The sequence below is a fragment of the Trinickia symbiotica genome, from assembly GCF_003028655.1.
GTDB classification, from domain to species: Bacteria; Pseudomonadota; Gammaproteobacteria; order Burkholderiales; family Burkholderiaceae; genus Trinickia; species Trinickia symbiotica_A.
In genome coordinates, this window is sequence record NZ_PYUC01000008.1 from 1 (window position 1) to 18,495 (window position 18,495).

Genomic DNA, 18,495 nt, shown 5'->3' on the forward strand with positions numbered 1-18,495 from the left:
CCGTTAAAGCGCCCCGCCCCTTGTCTCATTCAAAAGGGGGCTGTCCGGGGCGCGCGTGGCGCCGATTCCGCCGCAAGGGAGCCGATCGCTCCCTTCGCGAGAGTCTTTCTTCGCCAACCGCCAACCGCCAGCCGCACGCCGAGCCGCCGGGGCGCGTCCTATGCCGTCCGGCTAGCCGTCCGCTCGTAAGTAATTTGTCATCATTGCGTCGGCGGCACGAGAGGAGCGCGGCCGGCCCGCTGTCGGGTCGCCGCGGCGGCGCCGCATTGGACTACCAGGAGGCAAAGTATGCGGTTCGCAGTTCTCGGTTCGGAAGCAGAGCGGCGCGACGGTCTCAAGGCACTGTTGCGGCAGATCAATCGGCACGCACGGTTTTGTGAGGCAAGGGATTGGACGCAGGCGTGCCGGGCGTTGCGGCGAGCACCGGTCGATTTGCTCGTCGTCGACTGGCACGACGCGATGCGCGTCTCGGAAGTGCGCGCGCTGATCGCCGAGCAGCCCGGCCTGCGCGTGGCGGTGTTCGTCGACGATGCGTCCGCATCCCGCGTCCGGCTGCTGATGGACGAGGGCGTGCAAGGCGTCATCCCGCGCGGCACGAATCCCAAACTGATTTTGCGCCTCGTCGAGCTGGTGCTGGCGGGTGGGCACTATGCGCCGCACGGCGCTTTCATGCACGAGGAAGGCACTGCGCCCGACGTACCGGCGCCGCCCGCGCTCGTCTGCGAGCTGACGCCGCCGTCCACGCGGCGCGCCCGCTTCGCGCCGGCCCTCTCCCCGCGGCAGGAGCAGATCATGCGCTGTGTTCATATGGGCAGCACCAACAAGATGATCGCCCGTACGCTCGGTATCAGCGAGGGCACGGTCAAGATCCACCTCGCGAGCATCTTCCAGCAGCTCGGCGCGCCCAATCGCGCCGCAGCCGTCGCCATCTACAACGGATGGCTCACGCCGCAACTCGAAGTGTTGCGCGGCGAGCACGAACACGCGCCGAAAGCGGCGATAGGTCAGCCAGGCCCCGTACCGTTGCGCCGCCGCACCACTTTCAAGTATCCATTGCCGCGGCAAGACGAAACGAATAGCCTGCCAATGGCTGCCGAACCTGCAACGCCGTTCCGCAAGACGGTAACGAATACCGGCTCGCGATAAGCACGGAAAAGTGCCGCTCGGCGCACTGGCGTCGGGCCCGCAACGGCTCCCGGTTTCGGATTCCAACGAGTAATATGGCGACATGGGGTTCTTTTATACGCCGCTTCCGCTGTGGGTTTCCGTCGGTGCCTGGGTCGCCGCGGCAGGGCTTCTCGCGCTCGCGGTGGCGCGCAGGCCGTTCAAGCGCTTGCAGGACGCGACGCTGCAGCACGTGTGGCTCGCCATCATCGTCGCTATCTCGGTGTTATGGGCAAGCAATGCGTGGCTCGAAGACGGCCCCGTCATGCACTTGCTCGGCGCTACCCTTTTCGTGACCTTGTTCGACTGGGCGCTCGCGCTCGTCGCGATGGCTGCCGTGTCGGGGATCGCGGCCGTCGTCTTCGACGCGGCCTGGCAAGGCATCGCGCTGACGTTCCTCGTCTACGGTGCAATGCCGGTGGGCGTCTCGGCGCTGTTGCAGCGCGCCTCGCTCGCGTGGCTGCCCCGCAATCTCTTCGCATTCATTGCCGTCCAGGGCTTCGTCTCGCCAGCCGTGGCCGTCGCCCTCGCCTCGGCCGTCGCGATCGGGTTTCATGTCGGGCTGGCGGGTGGCTCGCCGAAGGTCATCATCCCCGCCGGCTATGCAATGAGCGTGCTCCTGCTCGTGCTCGGGGAAGCATGGTTCACGGGCATGTCGACGACGCTCATCGCCGTCTACAAGCCGACATGGGTCACCACCAACGACGTTCGCCGCTATCGCCTCGGGGGGCCGCGCACGTAATCGTCAGTCGTTGCTTCGACGTTCACCACCGGTTGTGACTCACGCGGCCCGTGTCGCCCGAGCCGAGCATCATTGCCGCACAAATGTTCACGGATCGGTTGAACTCTATCGGCGACTGCGGCATCTTAGCGAAGTGCGCCCGCCACACTGACGTCCCGCCATTTCCGCCGTAAGGCTGCCCAAGGCAGTGTCCGGAGGGGCGTCTGGCCAAGTGACATCTCGATAATATCAACTGGATGGATAGCTCCAACACATTACGCCGCCTGCGTCGGCTTGTCCGATCGCTGACGGTTGCGCTCGCCGCATTGCCTCTCGCCTTCGTGACCCCTGCCCGCGCCGATTTGATCGATCAGCGCAACGAATTGATCGCCAAGTTCGTCGGCGACATGCACGCCGATCCGCTCGTCGCCGATTGCGCCGCGCACGGCAGTTTCGTCGCGAGCACGTCGAACGTCATCGACCACGTCGAATTCGCGCCCGAATCGTTCGACAGCCAGCATGCCACGATCACGCCGTGGAACGATTCGTTCGACGAAGGCAAGCAGCGGATCAAGGTCGACAATGTCGTCACCGTCGAAGGGCAAGGGATCGCGCGCGACAAGGATCACGCTCCCTACGATCTGAAGTTTCGCTGCGGCTATGTCGGCCAGCAAATGCTCGCATTCAGCTGGAACGACCCCGTGCCGCCGGCCAAGCCGCGCGCCGAGCGCTCGACGAAGAAGGGCAAAGGCAAGCACGGGGCGAAGCACACGACGAAAAGCACGACGAAGCGAGCCCAGGCTCAGAGGAAAAAACGCGGCGGCGGCAGCTAGCCGCGAGAAGCCGGGGCGCTTCGCTTACGCGAACGTTTCGAGATGGCGCAGCACGGCGCCGAGCATGGCGGCGCCGAGCGCCGCGCTACGCTCGCCGTTCCATCCGACTCGCTCATCGGGCAGGTTCGCGTTGTCCTTGAACGGCATCTCGAGCGTCAGCGACAGGCAGCCGAACGTATGGCCGATGTACTTCGAAGCAAGCTTCAGCGCGTCTTCCTGGTATTTGCCCGACTCGTAGCCGTGCTTGTCCTGAAAATCAGGGCTTGCTTGCTTGAACGCTTCGATGAAGGCCGCTTGCTCGGCCGCCTGGTGCGCCGTGAAGCCGGGCAGCATTTCGCAGCCGGCGACGAACACATAAGGCAACGTCTCGTCGCCGTGAATATCGAAGAACAGATCGCATCCGATCGAGTGAATCGCATCGCGTACCGCGAGGACCTCGGGGCTTCGTTCCGGATCCGGATCCATCCATTCGCGGTTGAGATTCGCGCCTGCCGCATTCGTGCGCAGATTGCCGTGCACGCTGCCGTCGGGATTCATGTTCGGCACGATGTAGAACACGGCGCGCTCGAAAAGCTTGCGCGCGACCGGATCGCCCGACCAGTCGCCCCAGCCCGCCAGTCGCTTCGCGAGCCCTTCGACGAACCATTCGGCCATCGTTTCCCCGGGGTGCTGGCGCGCGACGATCCAGACTTTCTTCTTTGCCGCGTCGCCCTCGTGCCGCGCTGCGTCGGCGGCTTCGTGCGCGCCGAGCGCCAGCAGCGAGACAGGACGCCCCTCGACCGTTTGCCCAAGCTCGACGAGCGTCGCATGGGGCATCTGCTGCAGCGCGCCGAGAAACTCCGCGTGCCGCTCCTCGCTGTAGGGCTCGAAGTAAGCGTAGTAAATGCGATCGAATTCGGGCGTATGGTCGATCGTCAGCACGCGGCCGTCATACGACGTGGGAACGCGAAACCAGTTCACCCGGTCGTAGCTCGCCATGGCGCGGTAGCCGTGCCATCCTTGCGCGAACGCGCAATCGGCCGCGTTCTCGAACGTCATCACGCAGCGCTCGCCGCGTGCGCCCGAGAGCCGAAAGTAGAACCACTGGGCGAATTCGGCATGGCTGTCGGGGCGAATGCGCAAGCGGATATCGCCGGCCGTCTCGCAAGACAGCACCTGGATCGCGCCGCCATCGAAATTGCTCGTGATCGAAAGTGTCATGGAGAGTCTCAATCGCCGACGCGGCGGCGAAAAACATAGGTGGCATCGTTCGACGCCGCTTCGTCGAACGAATAACCCTCGGCCGCGAAGGCTTTCAATTCCTCGGGCGCGCCGAGGCGGTGTTCGACGGCGAAGCGCGCCATCAGTCCTCGCGCGCGCTTGGCGTGAAAGCTGATGACCTTGTAGCGGCCGCCCTTCCAGTCCTCGAATACCGGCGTGACCACAGGCGCTTCGAGCCGCTTGGGCTTGACCGATTTGAAATACTCCTCCGAGGCGCAATTGACCAGCACGCGAGCCCCGCGCTTTTTCTTGCGCAGCTGCTCGTTGAGCGCATCGGTAATGCGCTCGCCCCAGAATGCGTAGAGATCCTTGCCCCGCACGTTCGAAAAACGCGTTCCCATCTCGAGACGGTAAGGCTGGAGCAAATCGAGCGGCCGGAGCAGACCGTAAAGACCCGAGAGCACGCGCACGTGCTGCTGCGCGTAATCGAGATCGGCCGCCGACAGCGATTTGGCGTCGAATCCCTCGTAGACGTCGCCGTTGAACGCGAGCACGGCCTGTTTCGCGTTGTGCAAGCCAAACTCGGGCGACCAGTCGGCATAGCGCTGAAAATTGAGCTGCGCGAGTGAATCGGAAACGCCCATCAGCGTCGCGATCTGTTGCGGCGACAAACGCCTCAAGCCCTCCACGAGCTGCGCGGCGTCCTCGACGAAGTCGGGAATCGTGTGACGTCGAACGTGCGGCGGGGTCTCGTAGTCGAGCGACTTCGCCGGAGACAAAACAATTATCATGGAGGCTGGCCGGCACGATGTGCCGGGTGGAGAACGCGAAAAGCCCGATTGTAGCGAATGCCTAGTCTTTCTGGTCCCGATACCTCGCGCGCCGCGCCTAAGGTCGTCCTCGATTCGAATGTCTGGATCGACATCCTCGTGTTCGACGACGCGGCCACGCGCCCGATCCATGCCGCCTTGCGCAGCGGCGCGCTCGACGCCGTTATCGACGCGCGCTGCCTCGCCGAGCTCTCGCGCGTGCTCGACTATCCGCAGTTCACGCGCCGCGCCGTCGACAAGCAGGAGGCGCTCGCGTCGGTCGCGCGACTCTCGGTGATGACACCGCCGGCCGAGCCGCCCGCCGGCACAGCCTCGCTGCCGCGCTGCAAGGATCGCGACGACCAGAAGTTTCTCGAGCTCGCCCATTCGGCCGGTGCGGACTGGCTCGTCTCCAAGGACCGTGCGTTGCTCAAGCTCGCGCGGCGCACCGCGCGCGATTTCGGCTTTCGCATCGCCCAGCCGGCGCCGTTCGCGGCCGCCTGCATGCTGCATGAACCTGTCGTCACTTCGCCGATTGCACCATGAACGCACCGCACGAGCCAACGAAACGCGCGCACGACGTGGCGCCTCCCGAGTTTCCCTCGCGTCTGCCGAACGTCGGCACGACGATCTTCACCGTGATGAGCGCGCTCGCGACGGAGCATGAAGCGGTCAATCTCGGCCAGGGATTCCCCGATTTCGGCTGCGATGCCCGTATCGTCGACGCGGTCGCGAAGGCGATGCGCGATGGTCACAACCAGTATCCGCCGATGGCAGGCATCGCCGCGCTGCGCGATGCAATCGCGAGCAAAATCGAGACGATTCACGGACGGCGATATGATCCGCTGACCGAAGTCACCGTCACGGCGGGAGCAACACAGGCGCTCTTGACCGCGATTCTCGCGACGGTGCATCGGGGCGACGAGGTCGTCGTGCTCGAGCCGACCTACGACAGCTATCTGCCGTCGATCGAGCTCGCCGGCGGCACGCCCGTCTTCGTGACGCTCGAAGCGCCCGACTATCGGGTGCCGTTCGACAAGCTCGCGGCCGCCATCACGCCGCGCACGAGGCTCATGCTCATCAACACGCCGCACAACCCGACGGGTACTGTCTGGCACGCCGAGGACATGCGCAGGCTCGAAGACATCGTGCGCGGCACGAACGTGCTCATCGTCTCGGACGAAGTCTACGAGCACATGGTCTACGACGGCGCGCCGCATCAGAGCGTCGCGCGCTATCCCGAGCTCGCGGCGCGCAGCTTCGTCGTCTCGAGTTTCGGCAAGACCTTTCATGTGACGGGCTGGAAGGTCGGTTACGTGGCGGCGCCAGCGCCGCTCACGGCCGAGTTCCGCAAGGTGCATCAGTTCAATGTGTTCACGGTGAACACGCCGATGCAGGTCGGCATCGCCGACTATCTGCGCGATCCCGCACCCTATCTCGAACTGCCCGCCTTCTATCAGCGCAAGCGCGACTTTTTCCGCGCAGGCCTGAGCGGTACGCGTTTCAAGCTGCTGCCTTGCGAAGGCACCTACTTCCAGTGCGTCGATTACTCGGCGATCAGCGATATGTCCGAAGAGGATTTCTCGAAGTGGCTCACGCGCGAAATCGGCGTGGCCGCCATTCCGGTGTCGGCGTTCTATCATGAGCGGCACGAGTCGGGCGTCGTGCGCTTTTGCTTCGCGAAGCGCGAGGAAACCCTCGCGACAGCGCTCGAGCGGCTTTCGCGCCTTTGACGATCATGAGCGCGGAACTTCTGGCAGCGCGGCCACCCGAGAGCGAATCGACGCTCGTCCTGACGCTCTCGAACCCCGGCGCGCGCAACGCGCTGCATCCGGACATGTACGCGGCCGGCATCGTCGCGCTCGAGACGGCCGAGCGTGACGCCTCGATCCGCGCCGTGGTGCTGACGGGCGCGGACGATTTCTTCTGCGCCGGCGGCAATTTGAACCGGCTGCTCGAGAACCGCGCGAAAGACCCCTCCGTCCAGGCCCAAAGCATCGACCTGCTCGGTCAGTGGATTCTGGCGCTGCGCACGTCGACGAAACCCGTCATCGCCGCGGTGGCCGGCGCGGCGGCCGGGGCCGGGTTTTCGCTTGCCCTCGCCTGCGATCTGATCGTCGCGGCCGAAGATGCGAAGTTCGTCATGTCGTATGCGCGCGTCGGGCTGACACCTGACGGCGGCGGCTCGTGGTTCCTCGCGCAGTCGCTGCCGCGCCAGCTCGCGACGGAAGTGCTGCTCGACGCCAAACCGATCTCCGCGGCGCGTCTTCATGCGCTCGGCCTCGTCAACCGCCTCGTGAAGCCCGGGCCGGGGCAGGTCCGTGACGCGGCGATCGCGTGGGCCGACGAGCTCGGCCGCGGCTCGCCGAATGCGACGAGCCGCATCAAGGCGCTCGTGGCGGCCGCCGGCGAGCAGTCGTTGCCCGATCAGCTGAACCTTGAGCGCGACCACTTCGTCGCCTCGCTGCATCACCGCGAGGGGCTGGAAGGCATCACCGCCTTTTTGGAAAAGCGGCCTGCGCGCTATCGATAACGGACCACCGCGATGCCCGAGTTCAAGATCCCGAAGCGGCGGCGCATCTTCCTGATGCGGCATGGCGACGTAACTTACTTCGACGACTCGGGCAGGGCGATCGATCCCGATACGGTGCCGCTCAACGAACGGGGCCAAGCGCAGGCGCGAGCGGCAGGCCAGGCATTTGCCGCGGCGAACGTGCGATTCGATCGCGTCATCGCAAGCGGCCTGCCGCGCACGATCGAAACCGCGCAGTGCGTGATCGCGGAAATGCGTCAGACCATGGGCGCGAGCGAGGGCGATGAGCATGGCAATCCGCACAGTAACGCCAAGCGGCGCGACGATGATGATCCGCTCGGCAAGCGAGTCGAGATCGAAAGCTGGCCCGAGTGGCGCGAGATTCGATCGGGACGGTTGCCCGATTTGCCGCCGGCCGAAATCGAGCGTGCGTTCCTGACGATTTTCGACGGCATCGTGCCCGAGGAAACGCGCTTTCTCGGCGGCGAGACGATCGGCGAATTGCTCGATCGGGTCCTTCCCGCACTCACCAGGCTGCGCGCCGATCCATCGTGGGATACCGTATTGCTCGTGCTGCATGGCGGCGTGAACCGCGCGCTCCTTTCGCATGCGATCACGGCGGGCGGCAGAGCATTCTTCGGCCATCTCGCCCAAGCGGCGGGGTGTATCAATGCACTCGACGCCGGTAGCCAGCCACGCGATTGGGTGGTGCGGATGCTCAATTACGCGCCGCCCGCCCCGCTCTTCCGCGATGTGCGGCACACGACGATGGAGATGCTTTACGCCCAATATCTGCGATATCGAGGGGACTAGCTAGCACTAGCACATCGGAGGAGTCGCACTATGACGGCGCAAAGCCCAGCGGCTGGCGACGCGGATCAGCGGCAGGACTATTCCGCGTTCACCGGCACGCGCTCGGTATCCGCGCAACAGCGTTTCGACGAAGCAGCGCTTTCGGCCTGGCTGCGCGAGCATGTCGATGGATTCGCGGGCCCGCTCGCCGTCGAGCAGTTCGCGGGCGGCCAGTCGAACCCGACGTTCAAGCTCGTCACTCCCGCGCGAAGCTACGTGATGCGCGCGAAGCCCGGGCCTGCCGCGAAGCTTCTTCCGTCCGCGCACGCAATCGAGCGCGAGTACCGCGTGATGGATGCGCTGGCCGGCAGCGACGTGCCCGTCGCCCGCATGCTCGCGCGTTGCGACGACGAATCGGTGATGGGTCGCGCGTTTTATGTGATGGAGCACGTCGACGGACGCGTGCTCTGGGACCCGACACTGCCCGGCATGTCGCGCGACGAGCGCGCGGCGATCTACGACGAAATGAATCGCGTGATCGCGGCGCTTCATACCGTCGATGCCGAGCGCGTCGGCCTCGCGGACTACGGCAAGCCAGGCAACTATCTCGCGCGCCAGATCGCACGCTGGAGCAAGCAGTACGAAGCGTCGGAGACGGAGCCGATCGAAGCGATGCATCGACTCATCGAATGGCTGCCCGCCCATGTTCCAGTGGAATCTTCCGACGGCGAGACACGTGTCGCGATCGTGCATGGCGACTATCGGCTCGACAATCTCATCTTCCATCCAAGCGAGCCGCGCATATTGGCGGTGCTCGATTGGGAGCTGTCGACGCTCGGCGATCCAATCGTCGATTTCGCCTATCACGTGATGACATGGCACGTTGATCCGCGGCAATTCCGCGGGATCGGCGGCCTCGATTGGGCGGCGCTCGGCATCCCCGACGAAGCCAGCTACGTCGGCCGCTACTGCGAGCGTACGGGGCTCACGATCACGGGCGACTGGAATTTCTACCTCGCCTTCAACATGTTTCGCATCGCCGCGATCCTGCAGGGCATCATGAAGCGCGTGACCGTCGGTACCGCCGCGAGCGCGCAAGCGGCCGACGCTGGCCGGCGCGCGAGGCCAATGGCGGAGCTCGCGTGGTCGTACGCACAGAAGGTGCGCTGACTTCGAGAATTGCAAGGGAGCCGACGATGAATTTCGACTACACCCCCAAAGTCGAGGCGCTGCGTTCGCGGCTCCTGGCTTTCTTCGACGAGCACATCTACCCGAACGAGCGCGCGTTCATCGAAGAAGTCGCGCGCAATCGTCGAAACGGCAACGCGTGGGTGCCGACGCAACTGATCGAGACGCTCAAAGCACGCGCACGCGAGGCGGGCCTCTGGAATCTCTTTCTTCCCGACTCGTCGCGCGGTGCCGGCCTCACGAATCTCGAATACGCGCCGCTCGCGGAGATCATGGGACGCGTGCCTTGGGCACCCGAAGTCTTCAATTGCAATGCACCCGATACGGGGAACATGGAGACCATCGAGCGCTACGGTACGGACGAACAAAAACGCCGCTGGCTCGAACCGCTGCTCGCAGGCGTTATCCGCTCGGCGTTCCTGATGACCGAGCCCGATGTGGCCTCATCCGACGCGACGAATATCCGCACGCGCATCGAACGCGACGGCGACAGCTACGTGATCAACGGCCGCAAGTGGTGGTCCTCGGGGGCTGGCGATCCGCGCTGCAAAGTCTACATCGTCATGGGCAAGACCGATCCCGCCGCGCCGAAGCATGCGCAGCAATCGATGATTCTCGTGCCGTCCGATACGCCGGGCATCACCGTGCATCGCCCGCTCAACGTTTTCGGTTACGACGATGCGCCGCACGGCCATATGGAAATTTCGCTCGACGACGTGCGCGTGCCCGCCGCGAACGTGCTGCTCGGCGAGGGTCGCGGCTTCGAGATCGCGCAGGGTCGCCTCGGTCCTGGCCGCATCCATCATTGCATGCGGCTGGTGGGGCTCGCCGAGCGAGCCCTCGAACTGATGTGTCGACGGGCGTCCGAGCGCGTCGCATTCGGCAAGCCGATTGCGGCGCAAACGGTCACGCAGGAGCGCATCGCCGACGCGCGATGCGCGATCGAGCAGGCTCGCCTGCTGACGCTGAAGGCGGCCTATATGATGGATACGGTCGGCAACAAGGCCGCGCGCGCCGAGATCGCGATGATCAAGGTGATCGCGCCGAATATGGCGTGCCAGGTGATCGACTGGGCGATCCAGGCGCACGGCGGCGGTGGCGTCAGCGACGATTTTCCGCTCGCTTACGCGTACGCGCTAGCACGCACGCTGCGCTTTGCAGACGGTCCCGACGAAGTGCACCGAAACGCCATTGCGAAGCTGGAACTGGCGCGCTATACCCCGCCAAGCGCGACCTGACGCGAGTCGAACGCGCGGGGTGCCACGGCGCGCACGCGCACCGAAACCGCACCGCCGAAAGGGGTTTGCGGCGCTGTCTGCGGCTCCCATCGTTCTATGCTAATTTGCGGCTCGATCGGCGTTGCTTGTCGCGACGCCACCGTCCTCCAAGGAGCCGCGATGATCGATGTCTATAGCTGGGCGACGCCGAATGGGCACAAGGTCCATATCATGCTCGAGGAAACGGGCCTCGAATATCGCGTCCATGCGATCGATATCGGTGCCGGCGATCAATTCAAGGCCGAGTTTCTCGCCATCAGCCCGAACAACAAGATCCCGGCGATCGTCGATGCCGACGGTCCTGGCGGCAAGCCGATCTCGCTCTTCGAATCGGGAGCGATCCTCCTCTATCTCGCCGACAAGACGGGCAAATTCCTGCCGGCGGACCCGGTGGCGCGCTATGCCACACTGCAATGGCTCATGTTCCAAATGGGCGGCATCGGGCCGATGCTCGGGCAGACGCATCACTTCCGCGTCTATGCCCCGGAAAAGATCGAATACGCGATCAACCGCTACACGAACGAGGCCAAGCGCCTCTATGGCGTCATGGACACGCAGCTGAGCAAAACTCAGTACCTTGCCGGCGACGACTACACGATTGCGGATATCGCCGCCTTTCCGTGGACGCGCTCGTGGCAAAACCAGGGCATCGAGCTCAGTGACTTTCCGAACGTGAAGCGCTGGCATGAAGCCATTGCGGCGCGGCCGGCCGTCGTGCGTGGCGTCGAGGTGCTAGCTTCGGCCCGCAGGCCGCTGATGGACGACAAGGCGAGGGAAATGTTGTTCGGCGCCACGCAGTACGCGAAGCATTAACCGCCGCGCAAACCAAAGATTACTTTCGATCGCACGGTCACGGCCGTCTCGCCCGCCTGATTGATACCTTCCCAAAGGAGCGAGACGATGCCACGATCGGGCCGGCTCGCCGAAATGCGCTTCTCGAGGATCGAAATGAAAAGGTGAATCGTATCGCCCGGGCGCACGGGCTTGGTCCAGCGAATCTCGTCGATACCGGGCGAGCCCATCGAGGTCGAGCCGTTCAGCATATTGCGCCCGCAAAGGCCCATGAGCACCGAGCACGTATGCCAGCCGCTCGCGATCAACCCGCCGAACGGGGAAGCTTTTGCGGCCGACTCGTCGAGATGAAACGGTTGCGGATCGAAGCGCTCGGCGAACTCGAGGATCTCATCGACGCTGAATGTATGTGCGCCCGCGTCCCGCCGGGAGCCGACTTCGAGGTCCTCGAAGCTCAAACCCATCGCGCTGTCTCCTTGTTGGGCTTACTGCAGCGACTCTTTCGACGCCCAGGCGCCAGGCACCGCCATGACGTCGATCCCTTCTTCGGCGAGCGAGCGCGCGTCATCGGGCGTGGCTACGCCGCGGATATTGCGGGCAGGCGCCTCGTTGTAGTGGATGCGGCGCGCCTCTTCGGCAAACCGGTCGCCGACGTTTTCCGTGTTCTGGACCAGCTCACGTAAAGCACGCATGGCGCGCGCCTCGACTTCGCGCATGCGCTCCCTCTGCGCCGCGGGCGCACCCGCTTGCACCTCGTCGCCGGTGGACGCACGCCTTCCCGCCCCGCTCTCGCCGGGGCTCGTGGCGCCCGACAAGTTCAGGCGCGGTGCGGACGGGACACGGCTCACCGCGGTCGCGGCGCAAACGGGACATTCGACCAACTTGCGCGACAACTGCGATTCAAACTCATCGACGGAGGCGAACCAGCCTTCGAACCGATGGCCGTGCGGACATTGCAAATCAAGGACCTTCATGCTCGATCGGACAAAAACTGCGGCTAAGTGTAGCGCGAAAACGATTCCAGTGAACGACCGTTCACCGAACGAAACGGCTCATTCTAGCGCGCTTGCGCGAACCGCGCGGACCACGCCCTATTTGCCGGACACGCGCGCCGCCGCGGCATCGCCGGGCGTCCAGACGCCGGCGAGCACCTTCTCGAGCCAAAGCGTGCCGATGATCGTCTTCACATCGGTGATCGCACCGGTGCGGATCCATTCGGTGACTTGCGGCAGCTCGGTCACGAACGTCTCGAGAAATTCGCCGTCGTCGAGCTTGCGCTCGCCCGGAGTCAGTCCGCGCGCGAGAAAGATGTCGATGAACTCGGTCGAATACGAAATGATCGGATGGATGCGCGTCAGGAAATGCCATTCACGCGCCGTATAGCCCGTTTCTTCTTGCAGCTCGCGTTGCGCGCAGGCGAGCTCGTCTTCTTCGTCGTCGAGCTTGCCGGCCGGATACTCGACCATCACACGGCCGATGGGATAGCGATATTGGCGCTCGAGCAACACTCGCCCGTCGTCGAAAAGCGGGATCACCATCACGGCGCCAGGGTGCTGGACATATTCGCGCGTAGCCTGCTTACCGTCGGGCAGCCTCACGATATCGCGCTTGACGTGCAAAAACGAGCCCTTGTGGACGGTCTCGCCGGAAAGGCGCGTCTCGGTCAGCGACGCGTCGTGGTCATTGTCGGGCAAGTCGGCCATGCGCTTTTCTCCGATAGGGAAGGAACGTCTCCTCCACTCCCCATTTGGCGCTCCGTCAGCGGCGCCTGACGAGATATTGAAAGGTAAACCCCGGGAACGCGAAAACGAGGAAAAGGCAGAACGTGATCGCGTAAAACTGCCAGCCCTGCTCAAAACGGTTGCCGGCGCGCGCTTCGAGCATGAAGCCGAGCGCGCCAACCGCGAAATACAACACAATCAGCTCGGCGATCCTGATCCAGGCGCTTTTTTTCACCGCGCCGAGCGGCAGGACCGCGAAAAGCCGCTGATTGGCGAATGGCACGTTGGCGGCGAGCACCGCCAACAGGACGACGAACCAGCCTGCGGCCGACATCTCAGCTCCCCGTCCCCAAGGGGATGACCTGCCCGGCAGCGAACGATAGTGAGCGCGGGGGCATCACAGTGCGACGGGCAGCGTATGGGCGATGGCGTTCAGGCAGAGCGTCATCAGCGGACCCGGCACGATGCCGAGCACGAGCACGGCGACGCCGTTGATCGTCAGCACCCAACGATTGGCGATCGGGCTTGAGAGCGGCGCGCTGTCCTGCGGAGCGTCAAAATACATCAGCTTGACGATGCGCAGGTAATAGAAGGCGCCGAAGAGCGAGGTAATGACGGCGAGCACGACGAGCCAGACGAGCCCGGCGTTAAGTGCCGCCTGCAACACGGCCAGCTTCGCGTAAAAACCGACGGTCGGCGGGATGCCGGCGAGCGAAAACATCATCGCCATCATCACGAATGCATAAACCGGGCTGCGCTTGTTGAGGCCCTTGAAGTCGTCGAGCGTCTCTGCTTCGAAATCGCGGCGCGCCAGCAGCATGACGATGCCGAACGAACCGAGCGTCGTCAGGAAGTAAATGATGCTGTAGAACATCGCCGAGCTGTAGGCGCTCGCCATGCCGTCGGCCTTGCCGTCGACGACGCCCGCCAGCAGGCCCAGCAGCACGAAACCCATGTTCGAAATCGCCGAGTAGGCGAGCATTCGCTTGACGTTGCGCTGCGCGATACCGGTGATGTTGCCGACGATGAGCGAAAGCGCGGCCAGGATGATCAGCATGTCCTGCCAATCGGCGGCGAGCGGCAGAAGACCCATCACGAGAAAGCGCAGACCCCATGCGAACGCGGCTACCTTCGGGCCGCCGCCGACGAGCAGCGTCATCGCCGTCGGCGCGCCGTGGTAGACATCGGGCACCCACATGTGGAACGGCACGGCGCCCATCTTGAATGCGACGCCGGCCACGATGAAGATGACGCCGAAGAGCAGCACCGCATCGTTGATCCGGCCCGATGCGATTGCCTTCAGCACCTCGCTCAGATCGAGCGAGCCCGTCGCGCCGTAGATCATCGAGATGCCGTAGAGCAGGAAACCCGAGGCAAGCGCGCCGAGCACGTAGTACTTCATCGCCGCTTCGTTCGACTGCGACGCGTCGCGGCGCATTGCGATGGCCGCATAGAGCGAGAGCGACATCAGCTCGAGGCCGAGATAGAGCGTGAGGAAGTTGCTGCCCGAGATCATCACGAGCTGGCCGAGCAGCGCGAACATGCCGAGCAGCACATAGTCGCCGCGGAAGAGGCCGCGGTCTTCCAGGTACTTGCGCGAGTAGATCATCGTGATCGCGTAGCCGATCGACACGACCGCCTTCATCGCACTCGCAAAGCCGTCGACGACGTACATGTGCGAGAAGAAGTACTGCTGCGGGGTGACGATCAGCGTCGCGAACCAGATGCCGGCGACGAGCGACGACAGCACGCCGATCAGATAGGTGACGCGGCGGCCGGAATCGCCGACGAACGTTTCGTTGAGCCAGGCCACGACGGCGGCCACCATGATGAGCGCGTCGGGCAACAGGACAGTCATAGAGGCGTTTTGCATGATCTTTTCGTTCCTCCGCTCGGCGTTACTGGGGCAGCGGCGGCAGTTTCGACTGCGCGACGTGGGAGAGGAGGTCCTGCACGGACACGTGCATTACATCGGTAAAGGGCTTCGGATAGAGGCCCATGAAGAGCGTCAGCGCCGCCAGCACGCCGAGCACGAGGAACTCGCGGCCGTTGATATCGGCAAGCGACTTCACGTGATCGTTCGTGACGGCGCCGAAGTAGACGCGCTTATACATCCAGAGCGTATAGGCCGCGCCGAGAATCAGCGTGAACGCCGCGCCGAAAGCGATCCAGAAATTGTGCTGAACGGCCGCGAGGATGACCATGAACTCGCCGACGAACCCGGAGGTGCCCGGCAAGCCGCAGTTGGCCATCGAGAACAGCATGACGAGCGCCGCGAACTTCGGCATCACGTTGACGACACCGCCGTAATCGGCGATCTGGCGCGAATGCATACGGTCGTAGAGCACCCCGATGCAAAGGAACATCGCGCCGGAGACGAAGCCGTGCGAGATCATCTGCACGATCGCCCCTTCCGTGCCGAGCTGGTTGAAGATGAAGAAGCCGAGGGTGACGAACCCCATGTGCGCGATCGACGAATAGGCGACGAGCTTCTTCATGTCGGCCTGCACCATCGCGACGAAGCCGATGTAGATGACGGCGACGAGCGACAGCGTGATGACGGCGGGCGCGAGCGCGTGACTCGCATCGGGTGCGATCGGCAGCGAGAAGCGCAGGAAGCCGTACGCGCCGAGCTTCAGCATGATCGCGGCCAGGACGACGGAGCCCCCCGTCGGCGCTTCGACGTGCGCATCGGGCAGCCAGGTATGGACGGGCCACATCGGCACCTTCACCGCGAACGCGAGGAAGAACGCGATGAAGAGCAGCACCTGCGGCGTCATCGCGAGCGGCGCCTTCTGCCAGGCGGCGAGATCGAACGTGCCCGTTTGCACGTACAGGTAAATCAGCGCGACCAGCATCAGCAGCGAGCCGGCAAGCGTATAGAGGAAGAACTTGAACGCGGCGTAAATCCGGTTCGGGCCGCCCCAGATACCGATGATCAGGTACATCGGGATCAGCGTCGCCTCGAAAAACACGTAGAAGAGCAGTCCGTCGACGGCCGAGAACACGCCGACCATGATCCCGGAGAGGATCAGGAACGCCGCCATGTATTGCGCGACGTTCTCGGTGATCACCTCCCAGCCCGCGATGACGACGATGACCGTGATCAGCGCCGTCAGCACGACGAACCACATCGAGATACCGTCGACGCCGAGGTGATACGTGATATGGAAGCGATCGATCCAGTCCGACTGTTCGACGAACTGCAACGCGGCGCTCGACGAATCGAAGCCGCTGATCAACGGCAGCGTGACGATGAGCCCGAGGACCGAGCCGACGAGTGCAATCCAGCGCGCGGGCGCAGGATTCTTGTCGGACCCGACGGCAAGGACGATCAGCCCGAAAACGATCGGCAGCCAGATCGCGACACTGAGAATCGGAAACGAGTGCATTGAGTTTTCTCTCCCCGCCTTTATTTCCCGCCGAGCGTGACAAACAGGGTAAGGAGCCCCAGCATGCCGATGATCATGGCGAACGCGTAGTGATAGATGTAGCCGGATTGCAGGAAGCGGATCACGCTCGCGAACCAGCCGATGAAGCGCGCGCTTCCGTTGACGATACCGTCGATGCAAACGACGTCGCCCTCCTTCCAGAGGCCGCGGCCGATGACCACCGCGCCCCGTGCGAAGACGACTTCGTTGATCTTGTCCATGTAGTACTTGTTGTCGAGCAGCGTGTAGATCGGCCCGAACGCGCGGCGGATCGTCGCCGGCAGGTCAGGACGCTTCAGGTAGAGGAACCACGCCGTCACCACGCCCGCGAGTGCGAGCCACACGGGCAGGCCCGACACGGAATGCAGGCCCATCGCGAGCCAGCCGTGAAACTCGTCGGCCATCTCGTGCAGCGCCGGGTGGTTATCGGCAATGTAGATGACCTTGTCGAACGCGACGCCATGCTGATAGAAGTCCCCGTAGAGCATCGGACCGACGGCGATCGCACCGATGACGATCGACGGGATCGCGAGCAGCACGAGCGGCACCCACACGACCCACGGCGTTTCATGAGGCTCATGCGAGTGATGCGCGTGCTCGTCGTGGCCATGCGCGCCGTGCGCCGACGATTCGGCGCCGTGACCGTTGCCGAAATCCTGCGGATGACGGAAGCGCTCCTCGCCGTGGAAGACCATGAAGTACATCCGGAACGAGTAGAGCGCCGTCACGAAAACGCTCGCCACGACGGCGAAGTAGGCGAAGCTCGATCCCGGCAGATTCGAATGGGCGACGGCGTCGATGATCGAATCCTTCGAGTAGAAGCCCGAGAAGAACGGCGTGCCGATCAGCGCGAGCGAGCCGACCAGCGACGTGATCCACGTGATCGGCATGTACTTGTAGAGGCCGCCCATGTTGCGCATGTCCTGGTCGTGGTGCATGCCGATGATGACGGAGCCCGCGCCGAGGAACAGCAGCGCCTTGAAGAAGGCGTGCGTCATGAGGTGGAAGACAGCGACCGAGTAGGCCGAGGCGCCGAGCGCGACGGTCATGTAGCCGAGCTGGGACAGCGTCGAATAGGCGACGACGCGTTTGATGTCGTTCTGCACGACCCCGAGAAAGCCCATGAAGAGCGCCGTGATCGCGCCGATCACCATGATGAACGAGAGCGCGGTGTCGGAGAGCTCGAACAGCGGCGACATGCGCGTGACCATGAAGATGCCGGCCGTCACCATCGTCGCCGCGTGAATCAGCGCGGAGATCGGCGTCGGGCCTTCCATCGAATCGGGCAGCCAGACGTGCAGCGGGAACTGCGCGGACTTACCCATCGCGCCGATGAAGAGGCAGATGCAGGCTACCGTAACGAGCCCCCAGTCCGTGCCGGGGAACGTCATCGCGGCGAGCTCGTTGCGCTTCGCGAACACTTCGCCGTAGTTCATCGAGCCGGCATACGCGAGGATCAGGCCGATGCCGAGCAAAAAGCCGAAGTCGCCGACACGGTTCACGAGGAACGCCTTCAGGTTTGCGTAGATCGCGCTTTCACGCGTGAAGTAGAACCCGATCAGCAGGTACGACACGAGACCGACCGCTTCCCAGCCGAAGAAGAGCTGCAGGAAGTTGTTGCTCATCACGAGCATCAGCATCGAGAACGTGAAGAGCGAGATATACGAGAAAAAGCGCTCGTAACCGTCGTCGTCGGCCATGTAGCCGATCGTGTAGATGTGCACCATCAGCGAGACGAACGTCACGACGCACATCATCATCGCGGTCAGCGAATCGACGAGGAAACCGACCTCGAGCTTGAGCGATCCGACGCGCATCCATTCATAGACGGTCGCGTTGAAGCTCGCGCCGTTCATCACGTCGGCGTAGACGATCGCCGAGAGAACGAACGAGATGAAGACGCCGAGGATCGTGATCCGGTGGCTCCCTTTGCGTCCCACCACCTTGCCCGCGAGCCCCGCGATCAGCGAGCCGGCGAGTGGTGCGAGCGGGATGCCCAGCAGCAGATTTTCATTGAGTGTCGTCATGGCCGCA

Annotated in this window: 19 protein-coding genes; 10 read left to right on the top strand and 9 right to left on the bottom strand. The window is 63.9% G+C overall.

Annotated elements, in window-relative coordinates; translation table 11 throughout:
- Positions 1-288 precede the first annotated feature (288 nt).
- From C9I57_RS16455 to C9I57_RS16465, 3 genes are all read left to right on the top strand, one after another.
- Entirely contained in the window at positions 289-1,146 is an 858-nt protein-coding gene (locus tag C9I57_RS16455; RefSeq protein ID WP_107151749.1) for a helix-turn-helix transcriptional regulator, read from the top strand.
- An 82-nt stretch (positions 1,147-1,228) separates the two neighbouring features.
- Positions 1,229-1,906 (top strand): energy-coupling factor ABC transporter permease, encoded by a 678-nt coding sequence (locus C9I57_RS16460; protein ID WP_107151750.1) that lies wholly within the window; start codon positions 1,229-1,231, stop codon positions 1,904-1,906.
- Positions 1,907-2,142: 236 nt separating this feature from the next.
- Positions 2,143-2,718, top strand: a complete 576-nt coding sequence (locus C9I57_RS16465; RefSeq protein ID WP_107151751.1) for a BspC domain-containing protein — start codon at positions 2,143-2,145, stop codon at positions 2,716-2,718.
- A gap of 24 nt (positions 2,719-2,742) precedes the next feature.
- On the opposite strand, the gene C9I57_RS16470 is transcribed toward C9I57_RS16465, so the two are convergent.
- Both C9I57_RS16470 and yaaA read right to left on the bottom strand, forming a co-directional pair.
- Positions 2,743-3,918 carry a M14 family metallopeptidase gene (locus tag C9I57_RS16470; RefSeq protein ID WP_107151752.1) on the bottom strand — a complete coding sequence of 392 codons (1,176 nt, stop codon included), beginning with the start codon at positions 3,916-3,918 and terminating at the stop codon, positions 2,743-2,745.
- 8 nt (positions 3,919-3,926) lie between these two features.
- Complete coding sequence (gene yaaA, locus C9I57_RS16475; RefSeq protein WP_107151753.1) at positions 3,927-4,709, bottom strand: peroxide stress protein YaaA; 783 nt, start codon at positions 4,707-4,709, stop codon at positions 3,927-3,929.
- Between the two features lie 57 nt (positions 4,710-4,766).
- Between yaaA and C9I57_RS16480 the strand changes: the two genes are divergently transcribed.
- The 7 genes from C9I57_RS16480 to C9I57_RS16510 all read left to right on the top strand — a co-directional run bounded on the left by C9I57_RS16480 (position 4,767) and on the right by C9I57_RS16510 (position 11,330).
- The gene (locus tag C9I57_RS16480; RefSeq protein ID WP_107151754.1) at positions 4,767-5,273 is read left to right on the top strand and encodes a putative toxin-antitoxin system toxin component, PIN family; all 507 of its coding nucleotides are present in this window, start codon (positions 4,767-4,769) and stop codon (positions 5,271-5,273) included.
- Positions 5,270-6,460: a pyridoxal phosphate-dependent aminotransferase gene (locus C9I57_RS16485; protein ID WP_107151755.1), complete on the top strand. Its 1,191-nt coding sequence runs from the start codon at positions 5,270-5,272 to the stop codon at positions 6,458-6,460. Before C9I57_RS16480 ends, C9I57_RS16485 begins: the two co-directional genes overlap by 4 nt.
- 5 nt (positions 6,461-6,465) lie before the next feature.
- Positions 6,466-7,260, top strand: a complete 795-nt coding sequence (locus tag C9I57_RS16490; RefSeq protein WP_107152039.1) for an oxepin-CoA hydrolase, alternative type — start codon at positions 6,466-6,468, stop codon at positions 7,258-7,260.
- 12 nt (positions 7,261-7,272) lie between these two features.
- Entirely contained in the window at positions 7,273-8,073 is an 801-nt protein-coding gene (locus C9I57_RS16495; RefSeq protein ID WP_107151756.1) for a histidine phosphatase family protein, read from the top strand.
- A 30-nt stretch (positions 8,074-8,103) separates the two neighbouring features.
- Positions 8,104-9,222, top strand: a complete 1,119-nt coding sequence (locus tag C9I57_RS16500) for a phosphotransferase (protein ID WP_107151757.1) — start codon at positions 8,104-8,106, stop codon at positions 9,220-9,222.
- A 26-nt stretch (positions 9,223-9,248) separates the two neighbouring features.
- Positions 9,249-10,478 carry an acyl-CoA dehydrogenase family protein gene (locus C9I57_RS16505; protein ID WP_107151758.1) on the top strand — a complete coding sequence of 410 codons (1,230 nt, stop codon included), beginning with the start codon at positions 9,249-9,251 and terminating at the stop codon, positions 10,476-10,478.
- Positions 10,479-10,637: 159 nt separating this feature from the next.
- Positions 10,638-11,330: a glutathione binding-like protein gene (locus C9I57_RS16510; protein ID WP_107151759.1), complete on the top strand. Its 693-nt coding sequence runs from the start codon at positions 10,638-10,640 to the stop codon at positions 11,328-11,330.
- Here C9I57_RS16510 and C9I57_RS16515 read toward each other — a convergent pair.
- The 7 genes from C9I57_RS16515 to nuoL form a co-directional block, all read right to left on the bottom strand.
- The gene (locus C9I57_RS16515; protein ID WP_107151760.1) at positions 11,327-11,773 is read right to left on the bottom strand and encodes a MaoC family dehydratase; all 447 of its coding nucleotides are present in this window, start codon (positions 11,771-11,773) and stop codon (positions 11,327-11,329) included. The two genes, C9I57_RS16510 and C9I57_RS16515, sit on opposite strands and share 4 nt — an antisense overlap.
- A gap of 21 nt (positions 11,774-11,794) precedes the next feature.
- A complete protein-coding gene (locus C9I57_RS16520; RefSeq protein WP_107151761.1) occupies positions 11,795-12,283 on the bottom strand; it encodes a DUF1178 family protein in 489 nt (162 codons plus the stop codon).
- Positions 12,284-12,400: 117 nt separating this feature from the next.
- Positions 12,401-13,012, bottom strand: a complete 612-nt coding sequence (locus C9I57_RS16525) for an NUDIX domain-containing protein (RefSeq protein WP_107151762.1) — start codon at positions 13,010-13,012, stop codon at positions 12,401-12,403.
- 55 nt (positions 13,013-13,067) lie between these two features.
- Positions 13,068-13,364: a DUF2818 family protein gene (locus C9I57_RS16530; RefSeq protein WP_107151763.1), complete on the bottom strand. Its 297-nt coding sequence runs from the start codon at positions 13,362-13,364 to the stop codon at positions 13,068-13,070.
- A 63-nt stretch (positions 13,365-13,427) separates the two neighbouring features.
- Positions 13,428-14,903, bottom strand: coding sequence for an NADH-quinone oxidoreductase subunit NuoN (gene nuoN, locus C9I57_RS16535; RefSeq protein WP_107151764.1), 1,476 nt, complete (start codon positions 14,901-14,903; stop codon positions 13,428-13,430).
- A gap of 25 nt (positions 14,904-14,928) precedes the next feature.
- A complete protein-coding gene (locus tag C9I57_RS16540; protein WP_018442908.1) occupies positions 14,929-16,422 on the bottom strand; it encodes an NADH-quinone oxidoreductase subunit M in 1,494 nt (497 codons plus the stop codon).
- A 20-nt stretch (positions 16,423-16,442) separates the two neighbouring features.
- Positions 16,443-18,488: an NADH-quinone oxidoreductase subunit L gene (gene nuoL, locus C9I57_RS16545; RefSeq protein ID WP_107151765.1), complete on the bottom strand. Its 2,046-nt coding sequence runs from the start codon at positions 18,486-18,488 to the stop codon at positions 16,443-16,445.
- Between the last annotated feature and the right edge of the window lie 7 nt (positions 18,489-18,495).

What these genes read in the sequence shown, in the direction of transcription:
- C9I57_RS16455 (WP_107151749.1), top strand. Translation starts at nt 289, where the DNA reads ATGCGGTTCGCAGTTCTCGGTTCGGAAGCAGAGCGGCGCGACGGTCTC.
- C9I57_RS16460 (WP_107151750.1), top strand. Translation starts at nt 1,229, where the DNA reads ATGGGGTTCTTTTATACGCCGCTTCCGCTGTGGGTTTCCGTCGGTGCC.
- C9I57_RS16465 (WP_107151751.1), top strand. Translation starts at nt 2,143, where the DNA reads ATGGATAGCTCCAACACATTACGCCGCCTGCGTCGGCTTGTCCGATCG.
- C9I57_RS16470 (WP_107151752.1), bottom strand. Translation starts at nt 3,918, where the DNA reads ATGACACTTTCGATCACGAGCAATTTCGATGGCGGCGCGATCCAGGTG.
- yaaA (WP_107151753.1), bottom strand. Translation starts at nt 4,709, where the DNA reads ATGATAATTGTTTTGTCTCCGGCGAAGTCGCTCGACTACGAGACCCCG.
- C9I57_RS16480 (WP_107151754.1), top strand. Translation starts at nt 4,767, where the DNA reads ATGCCTAGTCTTTCTGGTCCCGATACCTCGCGCGCCGCGCCTAAGGTC.
- C9I57_RS16485 (WP_107151755.1), top strand. Translation starts at nt 5,270, where the DNA reads ATGAACGCACCGCACGAGCCAACGAAACGCGCGCACGACGTGGCGCCT.
- C9I57_RS16490 (WP_107152039.1), top strand. Translation starts at nt 6,466, where the DNA reads ATGAGCGCGGAACTTCTGGCAGCGCGGCCACCCGAGAGCGAATCGACG.
- C9I57_RS16495 (WP_107151756.1), top strand. Translation starts at nt 7,273, where the DNA reads ATGCCCGAGTTCAAGATCCCGAAGCGGCGGCGCATCTTCCTGATGCGG.
- C9I57_RS16500 (WP_107151757.1), top strand. Translation starts at nt 8,104, where the DNA reads ATGACGGCGCAAAGCCCAGCGGCTGGCGACGCGGATCAGCGGCAGGAC.
- C9I57_RS16505 (WP_107151758.1), top strand. Translation starts at nt 9,249, where the DNA reads ATGAATTTCGACTACACCCCCAAAGTCGAGGCGCTGCGTTCGCGGCTC.
- C9I57_RS16510 (WP_107151759.1), top strand. Translation starts at nt 10,638, where the DNA reads ATGATCGATGTCTATAGCTGGGCGACGCCGAATGGGCACAAGGTCCAT.
- C9I57_RS16515 (WP_107151760.1), bottom strand. Translation starts at nt 11,773, where the DNA reads ATGGGTTTGAGCTTCGAGGACCTCGAAGTCGGCTCCCGGCGGGACGCG.
- C9I57_RS16520 (WP_107151761.1), bottom strand. Translation starts at nt 12,283, where the DNA reads ATGAAGGTCCTTGATTTGCAATGTCCGCACGGCCATCGGTTCGAAGGC.
- C9I57_RS16525 (WP_107151762.1), bottom strand. Translation starts at nt 13,012, where the DNA reads ATGGCCGACTTGCCCGACAATGACCACGACGCGTCGCTGACCGAGACG.
- C9I57_RS16530 (WP_107151763.1), bottom strand. Translation starts at nt 13,364, where the DNA reads ATGTCGGCCGCAGGCTGGTTCGTCGTCCTGTTGGCGGTGCTCGCCGCC.
- nuoN (WP_107151764.1), bottom strand. Translation starts at nt 14,903, where the DNA reads ATGCAAAACGCCTCTATGACTGTCCTGTTGCCCGACGCGCTCATCATG.
- C9I57_RS16540 (WP_018442908.1), bottom strand. Translation starts at nt 16,422, where the DNA reads ATGCACTCGTTTCCGATTCTCAGTGTCGCGATCTGGCTGCCGATCGTT.
- nuoL (WP_107151765.1), bottom strand. Translation starts at nt 18,488, where the DNA reads ATGACGACACTCAATGAAAATCTGCTGCTGGGCATCCCGCTCGCACCA.